We start from the raw sequence: 13,366 nt of genomic DNA, 5'->3' as shown, positions 1-13,366 counted from the left end.
GAAGGTCAAGGCGTAGGCTTGAGCACATGAGAATCGGAAGGCTCGCGGAGCGTACCGGCGTATCCCGCCGGCTACTGCGCTACTACGAGGAGCAGGGGCTGATCACATCCAGCCGCGCCCTCAACGGTTACCGTGAGTACAAAGAGTCACATGTGGACGTCGTGCTGCAGATCAAGGGACTGCTCGATGCCGGACTGCCGACCCGAATCATTCAGCAGCTCCTGCCGTGCCTGGACAAGCCGCAGACCATCTACGTCCCCAACGTGACACCCGAAATGATCGTCACACTGCAACACGAACAAGCTCGGCTGTCCGAACGCATCGAGTCCCTGACCCGCAACAGAGACGCAATCGCCGACTACCTCGACACGGTTCTCAGCGTCAAGTCAGCGAACACCGAGCGCAGGGCCACGTCATGATTTGACGAGCGTCTCGCGGTTGGTCACGCGGCGTCGATCTCGTCGGTGAGGTCTTCACGCGCCATGGCGCTGGCCTACCAGGACCCGAGACCAAAGCGCAGGCGAACGCTCTGATCTCAACTCCCCCCAGGCCCGAGAGGCCACGATTGGTATGCCGATTCCTGCTGAGCTCGGGAAATGACTCAGGAGCTTCGCGCCGACGGGCTTGAGCCGTAGAAGCCGGTCTGCCGGGCTATTGCCTGGGTCGCGGCAGGCGGGACGATCAGGCTCCGCCGCAACCAGCTACGGACTCCGACTTCTGCGCGGGCGATCATCCCGGAGCCGAGGCCCTCGCCTGAGGCGTATCGGAGAGCGTTCACAAGCTGGTGCATGGGCCCGGCACAGACGCTAGCGGAGTGGGCGAAGCACGAATTATCACCAGGCGGCGTTTGGTGAGTCACCCTCACTGGAGTGCTCACCGGCCTTGATGAGCACCGACGTGGTCGAACCATCGGCGAGATCGACTCGGAAGCTCCGCCAGTGGTGCATGTAGAGCAGGTGTCGGCCGGTTCCGTCAAGGCTGAAACGGAGGCTCAGTGACGCGTCGGCCGGCAACGTCACCTTCGCGAGGACCCGCGGTTCCTCCCTACCGTCGACCGGGACGCGCTCTATGGAATGGCCGGTTGAGTAGATCAGGGCACTGCCATCGGGGGTGTACGCCACTGACTCCAGCAGTGGCAGGCCGTTGCCCGGTTTGACGAGGCGGGTGGCGGCCAGCAGATCTGATCCCTGCTGGGCAAGGTCGAGGACGCCGATGCCCCAACCGCCGACCACCAGTGCGATCCGTCGGCCGTCCGGGGCCCAGGCCAGGCCGTTCACCACGGAGGACGCGCTCGTGCTCCAGTCGCGGCGCTGTCCGGTGGCGAGATCGACGACGGAGATCTTCGCTCCACCCGGGGTGGAGGCGGCGTAGGCGAGCCTGGTGGCGTCCGGGCTCAGGGCAATGATGTATCCAATGTTCAGCGGGTCGCCCTCTAGTCCGGGAACGGGTATCGGATCGCTCGGTGACCCGTCCTCGGCGAGGTGTACGCGGAAGAACCGGGTGGGAGATTCCGGTCTGGTCCATCCGGATAGTACAAAGGTGCGGTTGTCGGGTGCGGCGGCCAGAAGTTGCCAGGAGGAGCGCACTCCTGGCGGCAGGGGGATGGCGGCCAGGAACGCTCCGGTCGTGGCGTCGTGCACGGCGGGCCGTACAGGAGTGAAGACCGCTGTCTTGGAGTCCTTCGCGAAGCGTGCGAGCGGAGCCCGCGCTGTGACGATGAAGCGCGGTGGACCGACCGCTGGCAGGGGTGAAGATGTGGCCATGGGCGACGACAGTGAGGTCGCCATGGGCTCCGGCGCGACGGCTGCGGGGGCTGACGACTGGGCGGCTGGGGCGGGCAGGGATGGGAACGCCGCCGGTGAGGGAGCCACAGTGGCCGTAGCGGACGCCCGACCCTTGAGTGAGACCCGCTCGGCGTGATCCACACCGTCATTGCCGCAGGCGCCTACCAGTGCGAGCGTGATTAGGCCTGCCATGGTGACGCCTGCGCGCGGAGACATGTGTTGATCATCTTGTGGCGCCGGATATGGCGTCAAGGTCCAGGAATCGCATATAGAGCCCCGGCGCAAGAAGCCGGAGAACGTCCGCCGCTACTTCAAACCGGCGCCAGAGGCGATTGCCGAGCTCACGAGCCTGCTCGCGCCCGGCGACACCAGCCGCTGAAGCGCGTTCCCTGCTCCTTCTCGGCGGTAGCGGCCGTTCCGTGGCGCATCATGCTCGATCCCTGCTCAGCGGACAACGGCGGAGGCGGAGAGAAGAGTCACGGCGGCGAGGCTGCCCCAGAGGGCAGCCGGGCCCTGTGGTGCGAGAGCGGTGATGACCGCTGGGGAGACGGCGAGGCCGAAACCCGTGGAGAGCTGAAAGCGGGCGAGAGCGCTTCCCAGGGCAGGGGCCGGGGCGAGGGCGGTGACGAGCGCGGTGGCGCTGCCTGCATAGATGATCTCACCGAGGGTGCAGACCACGGACACCGCGGCGATGGCCGGGACACCCCAGCCGTGTCCCAGTGAGGTGGCGGCGAGGAAGCCGAGGTAGGACGCGGCGAGCACCAAACCGGCGAATGCCAGCACGGACCGGCGGGGGAAGCGTGACGTCAGGACGGTGACCGGAACCTGCAGGGTGACCACCAGCACCGTGTTGGCCACAAAGATGGCCGCCGACCACACCGGGGAGGCGTGCATCTGCGTCACCAGGACCAGAGGGAGGGCGACTTCGGGGACGTTGAGGCAGAAGACGTAGATCACGTTGGCGGCCAGCAGCGCGCGCATCCGGGGTGTCGGCTCGTCGTCCCTGTCCTTGGCCGCGGCAGCGGCCGGATGCGCGTGCACGTGGACCGACCACGCCAAGGCCGCCGCGGCGATGTAGGCGAGCCCGGTCACGCCTGCCAACGCTCTCAATGCGGTGGTTCCGCCCGCCAGGCAGGCGGTGGCGACGAGTGCGCCAGCACCCAGGCCGGCGTTGCGCAGGGCGCGGCCCCCTGCGAGGGCGGCGTCGCGTTCCCGGCCGTGGGCGACCGTGGCCACGAGGGCGGCGTGGGCGGCCGGCCATGCCTGGTTGCCGATGCCGAGGAAGAGCGCCGCTGTCGCGAACAGCCAGACGTTCCCCGTCGGAGTTGCCAGCAGCAGCGCCACGCCCAGCACCCGCACCAGCATCGATGCCGCCACAACCGTGCTGCGCGCGCCCCGGTCCAGCCATCGGCCCACCACAGGCATGCACACCAGGCCCGCGACGACGCCGGCCGTCATGGCGGTGCCGGTGACCGGCGTGGACAGCCTCAGCACCGTTACTCCGTATAGCAGCAGAAAGGGCCGCAGCAGACCGGTGCCGAGCGCGTCCACGGCCAGGGCAACGGCGTAGCGGGGGCCTCCGGAGGCATAGAGGAGGGCGCGGGGCTGGATTCTGGTGGTGGTTGCCATGGCGCCTACGGTTGTGTCGGGCCGCCGGATGCGGCACGTCGGTTGACGGACATCGTCAACCGACGCCGCCGCCAGCCGTCCGACCAGCAATGATGGGGGGATGACGCTGCGCATCGACATCACCGGGCTGCCGGCCGAGCGGCTGCGATTCGCCGCCTCCCCGCTGGCCGAGCTGACCGCGATGTTGCACGTCCTGGCCGAACCCGGGCATCACCCGCGGCTGGCCGGCTGGGCCGGGGAAGTCTGGTCCGGGCTGCGGCCGGAGCTGGCCGAGCGGTTGCGGGAGGCGGAGTTCCTCTGGCGTTCCTCACGAGCCGATTTCCTGGTCCCTGCCCGACCTCGGCAGACCCTCGCCGAGGAGTTGGACGATGTGGACCGGATCGACGACGAGACCTATGTGACCGCCGCGCTCACCACCACGTGCGGCAGCAATCGGGTCCACTTCGCCGCGCCGTCGCCGCTCTCTGACGCGACCGCGCGCGAGCGGGCCCTGGACCTGGCCCAGGCCCGCGGCGCACTCCAAGAGGCATTCGCGGAGCGGCTGCTCGCGGACCCGGCCGCGGTGCGGGCGCGGGTGCGCCACACCCTCGAACAATGCGCAGAGGCGTTCTTCGACGCCGCCTGGACGCGCGTCGCCGTGCAACTGGCCACCGACCTGCGTCTCAAGAACGACCTGCTGAAGCGCCAGGGCATCGGGGCGGCACTCTCCTCGGTCTCCGGCGCCGTCACCTTGGCACCGGACGGCGACTGCATCATCGTGGACAAGCTGCAGGACAACGCAACCGCCGCACACGGCACCGGGGTCACCTTCATCCCCAGTGACTTCGGCCGCCCGCACCTGGTGGTGATCCACGCGCCTGGATGGCAGCCGGTGGTGCAGTACCCCGTGGCCGAGCCGAGTCCGTCAGAGCCGGTATCGCTGGAAACGGTCACCCTCCGCCTGGAGGCACTCGCGCATCCGGTACGCATGCGGCTGCTGCGCACCCTGGCCCGCGGCCCGCACACCACCGGCGAACTGGCCCACGCCTGGGAGCTCTCTCCCCCGGAGGTCTCCCGCCACCTCGCCGTCCTGCGCCGCGCGGGCCTGCTCACAACCCGGCGGCGCGGGCGCTACGTCCACTACACCCTCAACCTGCCCGAGATGACGACGCTGGGCACAGACCTGCTGGCGGCCGTCCTGCGCTAAGCAGCTGCGGTATGCCAGAACGCGGGGCGACTGCCGCTTTCGCAGCATCGTCCGACTCAGCACCGCACGCTTACCTGGTCGCACGTCGTGGCCTTCGGAAGATCCTCGACGCCGCCGGCCTGCCCGGCAAAGACTGGTCCCCCCCACCAGACTCCACGATCGATGTCACTCCTCCCACGGCTGGGCCGGCATGAGGGCACGAGCGTGATGAGCGAGTCTCCTGATTTCTTCCCACTTCAGATGAGAGTGCAGGGCGTCCTCCGTCCATGCGGAGGGGCCTTCCTCGGTGAGGCTGATCAGCATCTGGTCGATGTCGGTGAGGGTGCTGTCGAGATGCTCGGAGATCCATCCCGTGTCCCGAGAACGCCACGCTGTGGAATAGGCATCGTCGAAGTAGAGCGCCAGTTCATCAACGCCGACGCTCATGGACCCGACCCACTCAAGCTGATCGCCTGCGGATAGAGCGAGGTACTGCACGCTCGTACGGAGAAACGACCAGTTGCCTTCGGCATTCTCCCGCGGGCTGTGCATCCACCCATATTAGATCTCCGACGAAGGCCCATTCTCTGAGCTGAACTGGCCCTTGTATGTGGAGTCTCAACTTGTCGTAGCTGATTGACATCATCGAATCCGCTGACGCAATCGAGGAGGACCCATGGGAAGAGTACTCCTGGAAATGACCATGTCGCTGGACGGCTTCACCGCGGCGCCGAATGTCGGCGTCGACCAACCCCTGGGCGAGGACGGCGAGCGTCTGCACGGCTGGCTCGGCATTGACGGCAGCCCGGTAAGCGAGATCGACCGCGAGATCTCCGCTGAGATGTTCGCGGAGACGGGTGCGTTCATCCTCGGCAGACGGACCTTCGACGTGGGTGAAGGCCCGTGGGGAGACGACGGCGCCTTCGGCATGCCGTGCTTCGTTCTCACCAGCCGGACCCGGGAGAAGCTGGTCAAGGGCCCTACAACCTTCACCTTCGTCACCGATGGCGTCGAAAGCGCCCTGAAGCAGGCCAGGGCGGCCGCGGGTAGCAAGGACGTCGTCGTGATGGGCGGGGCGGAGGTTGCCCGGCAGTATCTCAGGGCCGGGCTCGTCGACGAGGTGCGCATCCACCTGGTGCCGGTGCTTCTCGGCGCGGGCACCCGACTCTTCGACGGAGGCCGTGTCGAACTGGAGCAGACGAGGGTGGTCGAGTCGCCGACCGCCACCCACCTGACGTTTCGGGTTGCAGGTCCGCGATTTCGTGAGCAATGGTCGGCGCCTGCGACGGAGGGGCACGCCCGTCTGTGACTGTGCGGCCGTGCGCTGCGCTCGGGCCTCCGACGACCAGTATGGAAATGCCGGCCTACCGAAGTCCGATGGTGGCGTCGGACTGCCCTTATCATCGCGAACCCACCACACGGTACGGTGTTGAGCAACTTCACGGGAAAACGCCGACGCCTGGGCTCCGCTTGCACTCACGCACTTGGTAACTCATCTGAGGATGCATGATTGGTGGCCGGCTCCCGAGGTCGTGTTCGCCTCCAGGCTCGCCATTCCCTGATGGTGCCTCTAAGCAGGTGTTGAAAGAGCAAGGCGCCCAGCAAGAAGGTGCACAGTCTCCAAGCGAATGGATAGCCCTCCGACTCGACGACCGCCTTGTACATGAGGCTAAGGCCAGCGCTCAAGCCGAGCCAGGTTCCAACCCATGCAAGAGCACGTCCCATATGGATAGTTTTCCACCTTTACGATCATCTGTCTGCCGGGATCGTCCGCCACCGTTCGCCAGTGTCCGAGGTTGCCCTTCGGCGTTGTCACGCAGTTGAACACGCAGGGCCAGTGGGGACCGTCCAATCATGCGCGGTCCACGAACGAGCGCGCCTCCTCTTCAACAAGGCCCGTTTCGCCCCGAACGAGCAAAACAGCCTGCTCGTACCGTCTCTGAGCTTTCAGGCCGCGAACCTTCGTTGCAAGATCGAAGGGGCCGAACGAACCGGCATTGCTGAACGGTTTCAGCGCTGAAAGAACCTTTACGCCAACGTAGATGACAAAGGCGGGCACGCAGATGAAGAGGACGAACGCGAAGATTAGGGGGATAAAGGCTGCAAAAGGATTCATTTCGGCCACGCGCTGATCGTAGTGGTCTGGAGTGGCGCGGTCAGCGCACAGCCCCTTGTTCTGATCTCTCGTCTGCTGTCGACCCATCCGAAGGACAGCGGGCCGGTGACGGAGCGTCAAGCTTGGCCTCGCGTGTCCATGTTCCCGGTGACCTTCCTCGCGCGCTGGTCGCCCTGCCTGCACGGCCGAGCTTGACCTGGAGGAGTCGGACTACTGGGCTCTGCCTGGGTCGATGACAGGCGAGCGATCAGGACTTCCACCTCAACCAGCTACGGCCCCCTGATGCGCGGACTGATCTCTCGAAGCTGGAGCGCCCCGGGGTCCGGGGCGGTGCCCCGAGGTCTTCCCCGGCACGTCTCCGCCTCTCCCCTGCTCGTCCTATCGCGTAGCGTCGCCTACTGGTTTCCGGGGCTTGTTCGACTGCTGCCCGTGCCTATGACCGTTCACCAATTGGGAAGAGACCTTCATCGGCACAAGCCGCTTATGCCGTCGATCCGATGGTCACGCCGCTTGTCGGCGTGGTGCGCGCCGCCGCCGGCGGGACCGGCCGAAGAGCCGCAACCCGCCGGTGGGCGGCGCGCAACCAACCGATACGGGCGTGCGGCCACGCTTACTGGTGGCACTGCTTAGAGGGAGCGCGTGTGGGACGCGCCACCTTACTCGCGGCTGGCCGGCATCGGTTGCCGGCGCCGCGACAGTAAGACCTTCACCTCCGGCCGAAGTCTTGCCCGAGTTCGCTGGCGATCGTCGAGGCCCTGTTCAGCAGCTGGGGAGTGCTGTCGGGGTACTTGGAGTACGGATGAACGCGCTTAGTTGGTGTGCGCGGGGTCCGGGCTCTCTTGTGTGATGAGGAAGCGCTACGTGAGGCAGTCGCTGATGAAGGCGATGGTGAGTTCTTCCAACCTGCGGCGGTCGGAGCCGGGGACGTCGCGTAGTGGGCCCTTTCCGGTGAGGACGGCCATCCCGTGGACGGCGGACCAGATGGGGTATTCGATGCCGTCGCGGCGGCGCGGGTCGAGTACGCCGGCGTCGACCAGTTCGTCCAGTGCGGTGCGCAGTTGGCCGAGAGGGCTGCGGCCCGGCTCGCTGGTGTCGGTGTCGTTGGCGCTGTAGGCGTGTTGCTGCGGCAGGGCGAACGCGGTTGCGAACAGGCCTGGTTCATCTTGAGCGAAATGGAGGTAGGCCGCTCCGATCGCGCCGAGACGGTGGCGGGCCGCGATGGGGTCGCCGTGCTCGCCGGGCACACGGGCGACGTCGGCGGCCATGCGGTCGCCCAACTCGCCCATGGCCGCGGCGCAGACCGCGGCGAGGAGTTCGTCGCGGTCTGCGAAGTGGCGGTAAGCGGCGTTGGGCACGACGCCGACGATCCGGGTCGCTTCGCGAAGCACCACGGCGTCGGGGCCGCCGGTGCGGGCCAGTTCGAGCCCTGCGGCGACCAGGCCGTCGCGGACGGCGCCCCGGGGTCGCCGTCGCCCTGCCGGGGGTCTTTCCGCTGCTGGTCGGCCCGTGCTCACTCGGCCACGATAGCAATGTGGACAGCGTCCACCAGCTCAGCTAAAGTGGACGGCGTCCACTAAATGCCGACAGGGAGCCGACGGATGTGGACGCCGCCGCGATACCCGACGCACTTCGGGTCTTCCAGTTCGTGGTCGCGGCAGGGCGATGACGATGAGACACCACCTGAACCCGAACGGACATCACCATGAGCAGGATGACCTTGCTGCTTGAACGCAACGAGCAATTCGCCCGCGACCACACCCCGGTGCCGCTCGGCCCGCCGACCGCCCAGCTGCTCGTCCTCACCTGCCTCGACCACCGAGTCGACCCCGCGATCGTCCTCGGACTTCGGCTCGGAGACGCTCCCGTCATCCGCAACGCGGGCGGACGCGTCACCCCGGCCGTGATCGACGACATCGCCTACCTCGCCTTCCTGGCCGAGAAGGTGTTCGGCGTGCCTGACAGGCTTTTCGAGGTGGCTGTCGTCCACCACACACAATGCGGAACGGGCTTTCTGGCCGACCCTGCCTTTCGGCGTGACGCCGCTCAGGCGACTGGCATATCCGAGGCGGCGCTGGGAGCCACCGAGGTCGCCGACCCACAGGCCACCGTGAGGACCGACGTCGAGCGGCTTCTCGCGTCGCCTGTGCTCTCGCCCAAAGTGAGTGTCTCCGGCCACGTGTATGACATCGACACCGGACGCGTCACCACCATTCTCGACGCCCGATATCCCCAGTCGGGGGACTAGAGAAGATGAACAGCCTCTTCGAGAGGCATAGTCACTCAGTTCGTCCAGCCGGGGAAGACAAGATCAGATGAGGTGCGTTTTGCCTGGTGGGCGGTACTGGGTTCGAACCAGTGACCCCTCGCTTGTAGGGAGCCATGCTCGCTATCGGCAGCCCTCTGACCTGTGGGTCTACCTAGCCGGCCTCTCCCCCACCAACCATGTTCGACGCTGCCTAATGGCACGCTGATGGCACGGTGATCATGCCCCTTTCGCTGATCAATGCAGTCAGAGACCCTTCTCGGCAGCGTGGTCCAGCCGTCCAATGGCACGCCAATGGGTACGACGGTCGCCTCGCCGACGGTGGAGCTAATGGCACGGACTTCCCATGGCGCACGCCGTGCATCCGCGGCCTCCGAGAGCTCGGTCCAGATCGCACATGACTCTGCTCAGCCGCGTCTCGTCTTCCGGTGCGAACTGCACGACAGGCACACCCGCAGCGAAGTGCTCACCGACCATGTAGATGTGATCGCGAAGAACCGCAGCAGTCCCCGGATCCAGCCGAAGAATGATCTCTTCCACACCCGGAACCTACAGCCGACGAACGACACCGTAGGCGCCCTTGACACGGCGGGCACAGCCGGGACGCTTCAGCGGCGAGAAGGACGAAGGGTCATCGGATTAGTCCCGTTTGCTGCTTCCCGCGACATCCTGACCTGCGGGGCATCTAGTAGGAGATGCCTAGCAGAGCAAGATCACGCCGAACATGTTCCGGATCTTGTTTGTGCACGAGTCGTCACGATGGAAGCGAGCCGTACGACGCCGCATTGCAGCTAGAACTGCACCTGGGAACGGATGAGAGGAGCCTCTGATCAGGAGACGGGAAGATCAGGATTCCACCTCAGCCCCTCGGGTCCTCGGCGATGCGCGGGCGATCATCCCGGAGCTGAGGACCCCCGCCGGAGGCTCGCTTTTCTAACAGGGGATGGATTCTTCCTACCGGTGGCTCAGATCATTGCTTGGGTACTCATGTGATCGCAGAACGCATCGGTCGATGAAAGCGAGTGGCTGGTCGCCACCTGCCTTCTCTAGGTTGGCTCCATGACTAATCAGCCGTTCCAGATCATCTGCGAGATCGAACCGCCCACCCGGCCAGACCTGAAGCACGTTCGGCACCAGATCGGCACCCTGAGCAAGGTGGCCGACACTTTCCTCGTACCTGACAACCACATCGGCCGTGCCACAGTGTCCAGCGTGGCGGTCGCGCACGAGGTTGAGGCAATGGGGGGACGTAGTATCGCCTGCCTCAACTCACGCGACCGTAACCTGCTGGGGTTCCGCCGGGACCTGCTCACCGCCGCCGCATACGGTGTTGACCAGTTCCTGTTCGTCTACGGGGACAAGCCCAGTTCAGGTAGCCGGACCGGAGAGCTGAACGTGCGGGCGATGATCGAGGAGGTCCGAGCGCTACCGAAGGACAGCGCGTTCACGGGAGTGCGACCCTTCCGCGTTGGCACAGCTGCGGCGCTGCGTCCGCTGCCGGCCTGGAAGCGAGCAGCGGACTTTATGTTTGTCCAGGTCAGCTTCTCGCTGGAAGCCTTGCTGAGGTGGCGGGAGGCCAACCCGATGGACGTTCCGGTATATGCAGGCGTGATGGTTCTCGCCAGTGAGACGCACGCCCAACGTCTCGCGGCTGCGATCCCGGACATCGACATCCCGAGCGAACTGGTGGAGAAAGTCGCCTCCGACCGCCTCGCCGGTGTCGAGGCCACCTGCGAACAAGTGCTCCAGATCCGAGACTCCGGAGCTTTCGACGGCGTACATCTAATCCCGGTGGCCCGGTATCGCGAGGTAGCCGCCCGGCTGGAGCACCTACTCAGCTGACGGCATGGTTGGGCAGTCCTGGCCGGTAAACAGTCCGGCGGCTCGGAGCAACTTGGCGGCGGCGCGTCGCTGGGGTCGGTGAGTGCGTTGGGTACGGCGGGTGCGCGGTACGGCTACGGCCCGGGTCGCCGCCGGCTGGGCGGCGCAATTCGGCAGACCAGGCGTTGTCCTGGCCCGGGACATGCCTGACGTACGCGGTTGGCGTTCGTTGACACCGGGTTCATGTCACTCGACGCGGCAGTGACCCAGCCCGACCGCAGTACCAGGATCAAGCTAGATCCACTGCACGCGGACGATGTACACCTCGCGTTGAGGCTCCAGCATCAGATAGGTCACGAGCCCACGTTCTCGAACGGCATGACCCGCATGTTGCCATCAGGCTTACTTCCACCCGCCCACGGCTCTACCTCGATCAAGTCCAGCACTCCGGCCAGATACCGCAAAGCATCCCCGGGGAGGGCCGCGATCTGTTCTTGGGCGACAGGATCGGGCTCGACGATCGAGTACATCTACCGCTCGACCCCGCGATCAGCGAGTAGTTGACGCCATGTCTTGTCGCCTCGCGGGATCGGCTGGCCGGCATCGCTCAGTTCCTGGACACGAGCAGCCCGCTCGTAAAGATCTCTGCGACCCTGCGGGTCCTTGATCGAATCGCACGCGATAAGCCACCAGGTATGGATGAACTCGTTCAGCCGACCAAGGTCCAAACTCGCGCGGACGTCAGCCAAGACGACGTCCAAACCTGCGTCGAACCCATCTCGGTCCTGCGGCACGACCAACGCTCTACGGATGGCGCGCAGGTTCTTCTCCGGTAGGGGGCCTTCGGGGGTGAACTCGTGTGGTTGCGCGCTCATGCCGTCAGTGTATGTACAGGTCCTCAGCGCGGCCCAGCCAATCAGAGGACTTGAGCACGCGATTCGGCCTACCGGCAAACGCGCGTCTCCCCAGGTGATCGCGCCCTCGCCGCCTGCACTGTGTTGATCTATCAACACAGCACACCGAGGCCAACCGCACGATCGCCAATGTGGTGAACGGCAAGATCACAGAAGTGCTCCCACCCGAGGCGAGTGGTGTCTGAGAGTCGATTACTCGCCCGCCTTGCCCGGTAGCACCTATCCACGGCTGGAGCTGCTGGCGCACTCCCGACTTCCTGATTGCAAACCAGCGCCAGTCACGACGTCGAGGGCTCCTCGCCCTGCTCGATGGGCAGTTGCGGGCCGGTGACGGATGGCGATGTATGGCGGCGTTGCTGTACGCCGCTGCTGTACCGCCAGAGCCGCCGGCGCCAGAACTGACCCCTTACTGCCGCCCGCTATGGAACCTTTCGAATTCACCATAAACGAATTCCGAGAACGATTCCCATCTACGACTAATCTTTTGGTCATTCTCCTGGTACATAAAGACTGGAGGATCATCACCTGCCTCAGAAGACATCCAATATATTTGGTATCCCTGATGCGTCGCGAATATGATCGACTCAGCAGGGACCAGGTGCCCGATCTTCTCGTCTGAAACCAGCTCCCAGGCCTCTGCCTGGTAGTCGATGATCTGCGGATAGAAAGCGTCGGTCCCGGCCAGGAGAGGCCCTGCATCCCGCCCCATTCGTTTCATGAAGTCACGGTAAGCCAAGGGAAGCCTCATGCCACCCAATCCGCGTTCAAGTTCCAGTAGCTCGGCATGGGTGAGGCCAGCTACGGCGTTATCCCTGGTGGCAAGAATAGTCGCCAATTGCTCGAAATCTGGAGCGCTCATCGCCATGTAACATCCACCTCGATGTAACTGTCTGCATAGTTTGACATGGACACGCGCTCCAACTGTCCTGATCTCTCGTCGGCTGTCGACCCACCGCGTAGCGGCAGCGGGCCGGCTACGTGCGGACCTCTTCCTTATCAGGGAACGTCACCAGCAGCTCAAACTGGCCTACAGAGTCTCTAGCTGCGGGGGCAGTCCACTCTCGTCCGCGAGTGTCCAGCGTCGTTCATCGGGGTTGTCACGCAGTTCGTCACTCACGATCAGCGCGAGGGTGTCCAATCGATTTTGTCCGCGTCGGCTGGGTCCGGAAAGACCAGCACAGATTCGTCGAATCGGTGCCACGCTAGGGATCCGCTGTCGAGTTCGTCGACCTCTGCCGCCATGAGAAGAACAGTCACGGGGCCGATCGAGAGCGTGACCTCGGCGAGTACTCCTTCTTCGAATCGCACTGTCGCTGCATTGATCCGGCCTATCGGGAGGCTGAGTTCGGACTCCCGATAGATACCGGCCCACTGTTGGGCATGTCGGTCTGTGGATGCCGCGAGGTGGAGGCCGAAGTACGCATCGTTCTGATAGGCGTCGATGGTTCGGCGGTCAGCACCGTCAAGGGTTGCTTCCAATTGGACCAGCTGAAGACACGGCACGTCAGGATCCGAGAACTGTGGTCCGTCGGCGGCGTGTTCGCGGACGGCCATCTCGACGCCTCTCCAACTCTCGACGACGCATCCTGCAAGACCTTCGAACCCGTTGACCTGATCGGACAGCCATGCGGTCATCTGTTCTGCGTTGGTGTCGCGCATACAGCTAGTATCCGG

At 65.2% G+C, this 13,366-nt stretch carries 14 protein-coding genes; 5 read left to right on the top strand and 9 right to left on the bottom strand.

All coding sequences use genetic code 11. From position 1 onward, the window contains the following. The first annotated feature begins 26 nt into the window (after window positions 1-26). A complete protein-coding gene (locus Psi02_RS21100; protein ID WP_203976695.1) occupies window positions 27-419 on the top strand; it encodes a MerR family transcriptional regulator in 393 nt (130 codons plus the stop codon). Window positions 420-833: 414 nt separating this feature from the next. Here Psi02_RS21100 and Psi02_RS21095 read toward each other — a convergent pair whose 3' ends face one another. Further along, entirely contained in the window at window positions 834-1,763 is a 930-nt protein-coding gene (locus Psi02_RS21095; RefSeq protein WP_203976693.1) for a TolB family protein, read from the bottom strand. 465 nt (window positions 1,764-2,228) lie between these two features. After that, entirely contained in the window at window positions 2,229-3,413 is a 1,185-nt protein-coding gene (locus Psi02_RS21090; RefSeq protein WP_203976691.1) for an MFS transporter, read from the bottom strand. Between the two features lie 100 nt (window positions 3,414-3,513). On the opposite strand from Psi02_RS21090, the gene Psi02_RS21085 reads away from it, so the two are divergent. Continuing rightward, window positions 3,514-4,599 carry a DUF5937 family protein gene (locus tag Psi02_RS21085; protein WP_239095040.1) on the top strand — a complete coding sequence of 362 codons (1,086 nt, stop codon included), beginning with the start codon at window positions 3,514-3,516 and terminating at the stop codon, window positions 4,597-4,599. Window positions 4,600-4,764: 165 nt separating this feature from the next. Here the strand turns inward: Psi02_RS21085 and Psi02_RS21080 are convergent, their stop codons facing one another. Next, a complete protein-coding gene (locus tag Psi02_RS21080; protein WP_203976689.1) occupies window positions 4,765-5,130 on the bottom strand; it encodes a hypothetical protein in 366 nt (121 codons plus the stop codon). 124 nt (window positions 5,131-5,254) lie between these two features. On the opposite strand from Psi02_RS21080, the gene Psi02_RS21075 reads away from it, so the two are divergent. Further along, on the top strand, window positions 5,255-5,887 hold the full coding sequence (locus Psi02_RS21075) for a dihydrofolate reductase family protein (RefSeq protein WP_239095039.1): 633 nt from the start codon (window positions 5,255-5,257) through the stop codon (window positions 5,885-5,887). Window positions 5,888-6,430: 543 nt separating this feature from the next. On the opposite strand, the gene Psi02_RS21065 is transcribed toward Psi02_RS21075, so the two are convergent. Next, window positions 6,431-6,703: a hypothetical protein gene (locus tag Psi02_RS21065; RefSeq protein WP_203976687.1), complete on the bottom strand. Its 273-nt coding sequence runs from the start codon at window positions 6,701-6,703 to the stop codon at window positions 6,431-6,433. A gap of 848 nt (window positions 6,704-7,551) precedes the next feature. Then, a complete protein-coding gene (locus tag Psi02_RS21060; RefSeq protein ID WP_203976685.1) occupies window positions 7,552-8,208 on the bottom strand; it encodes a TetR/AcrR family transcriptional regulator in 657 nt (218 codons plus the stop codon). Between the two features lie 197 nt (window positions 8,209-8,405). Here Psi02_RS21060 and Psi02_RS21055 point away from each other — a divergent pair, with 197 nt between their 5' ends. Both Psi02_RS21055 and Psi02_RS21050 read left to right on the top strand, forming a co-directional pair. Then, the gene (locus Psi02_RS21055) at window positions 8,406-8,939 is read left to right on the top strand and encodes a carbonic anhydrase (protein WP_203976683.1); all 534 of its coding nucleotides are present in this window, start codon (window positions 8,406-8,408) and stop codon (window positions 8,937-8,939) included. Window positions 8,940-10,016: 1,077 nt separating this feature from the next. Further along, window positions 10,017-10,799, top strand: a complete 783-nt coding sequence (locus tag Psi02_RS21050; RefSeq protein WP_203976681.1) for a methylenetetrahydrofolate reductase — start codon at window positions 10,017-10,019, stop codon at window positions 10,797-10,799. 332 nt (window positions 10,800-11,131) lie between these two features. Here the strand turns inward: Psi02_RS21050 and Psi02_RS21045 are convergent, their stop codons facing one another. From Psi02_RS21045 to Psi02_RS21030, 4 genes are all read right to left on the bottom strand, one after another. After that, on the bottom strand, window positions 11,132-11,308 hold the full coding sequence (locus Psi02_RS21045; protein ID WP_203976679.1) for a hypothetical protein: 177 nt from the start codon (window positions 11,306-11,308) through the stop codon (window positions 11,132-11,134). Then, on the bottom strand, window positions 11,309-11,653 hold the full coding sequence (locus Psi02_RS21040) for a DUF6247 family protein (RefSeq protein ID WP_203976678.1): 345 nt from the start codon (window positions 11,651-11,653) through the stop codon (window positions 11,309-11,311). A 445-nt stretch (window positions 11,654-12,098) separates the two neighbouring features. Next, window positions 12,099-12,557, bottom strand: coding sequence for an SMI1/KNR4 family protein (locus Psi02_RS21035; RefSeq protein ID WP_203976676.1), 459 nt, complete (start codon window positions 12,555-12,557; stop codon window positions 12,099-12,101). A gap of 254 nt (window positions 12,558-12,811) precedes the next feature. Beyond that, entirely contained in the window at window positions 12,812-13,351 is a 540-nt protein-coding gene (locus tag Psi02_RS21030; RefSeq protein WP_203976675.1) for a hypothetical protein, read from the bottom strand. Window positions 13,352-13,366 lie beyond the last annotated feature (15 nt).

Origin of the sequence: Planotetraspora silvatica, assembly GCF_016863315.1 — a bacterium.
GTDB lineage: Bacteria > Actinomycetota > Actinomycetes > Streptosporangiales > Streptosporangiaceae > Planotetraspora > Planotetraspora silvatica.
This window is presented reverse-complemented; position numbering and strand designations above follow the sequence as displayed.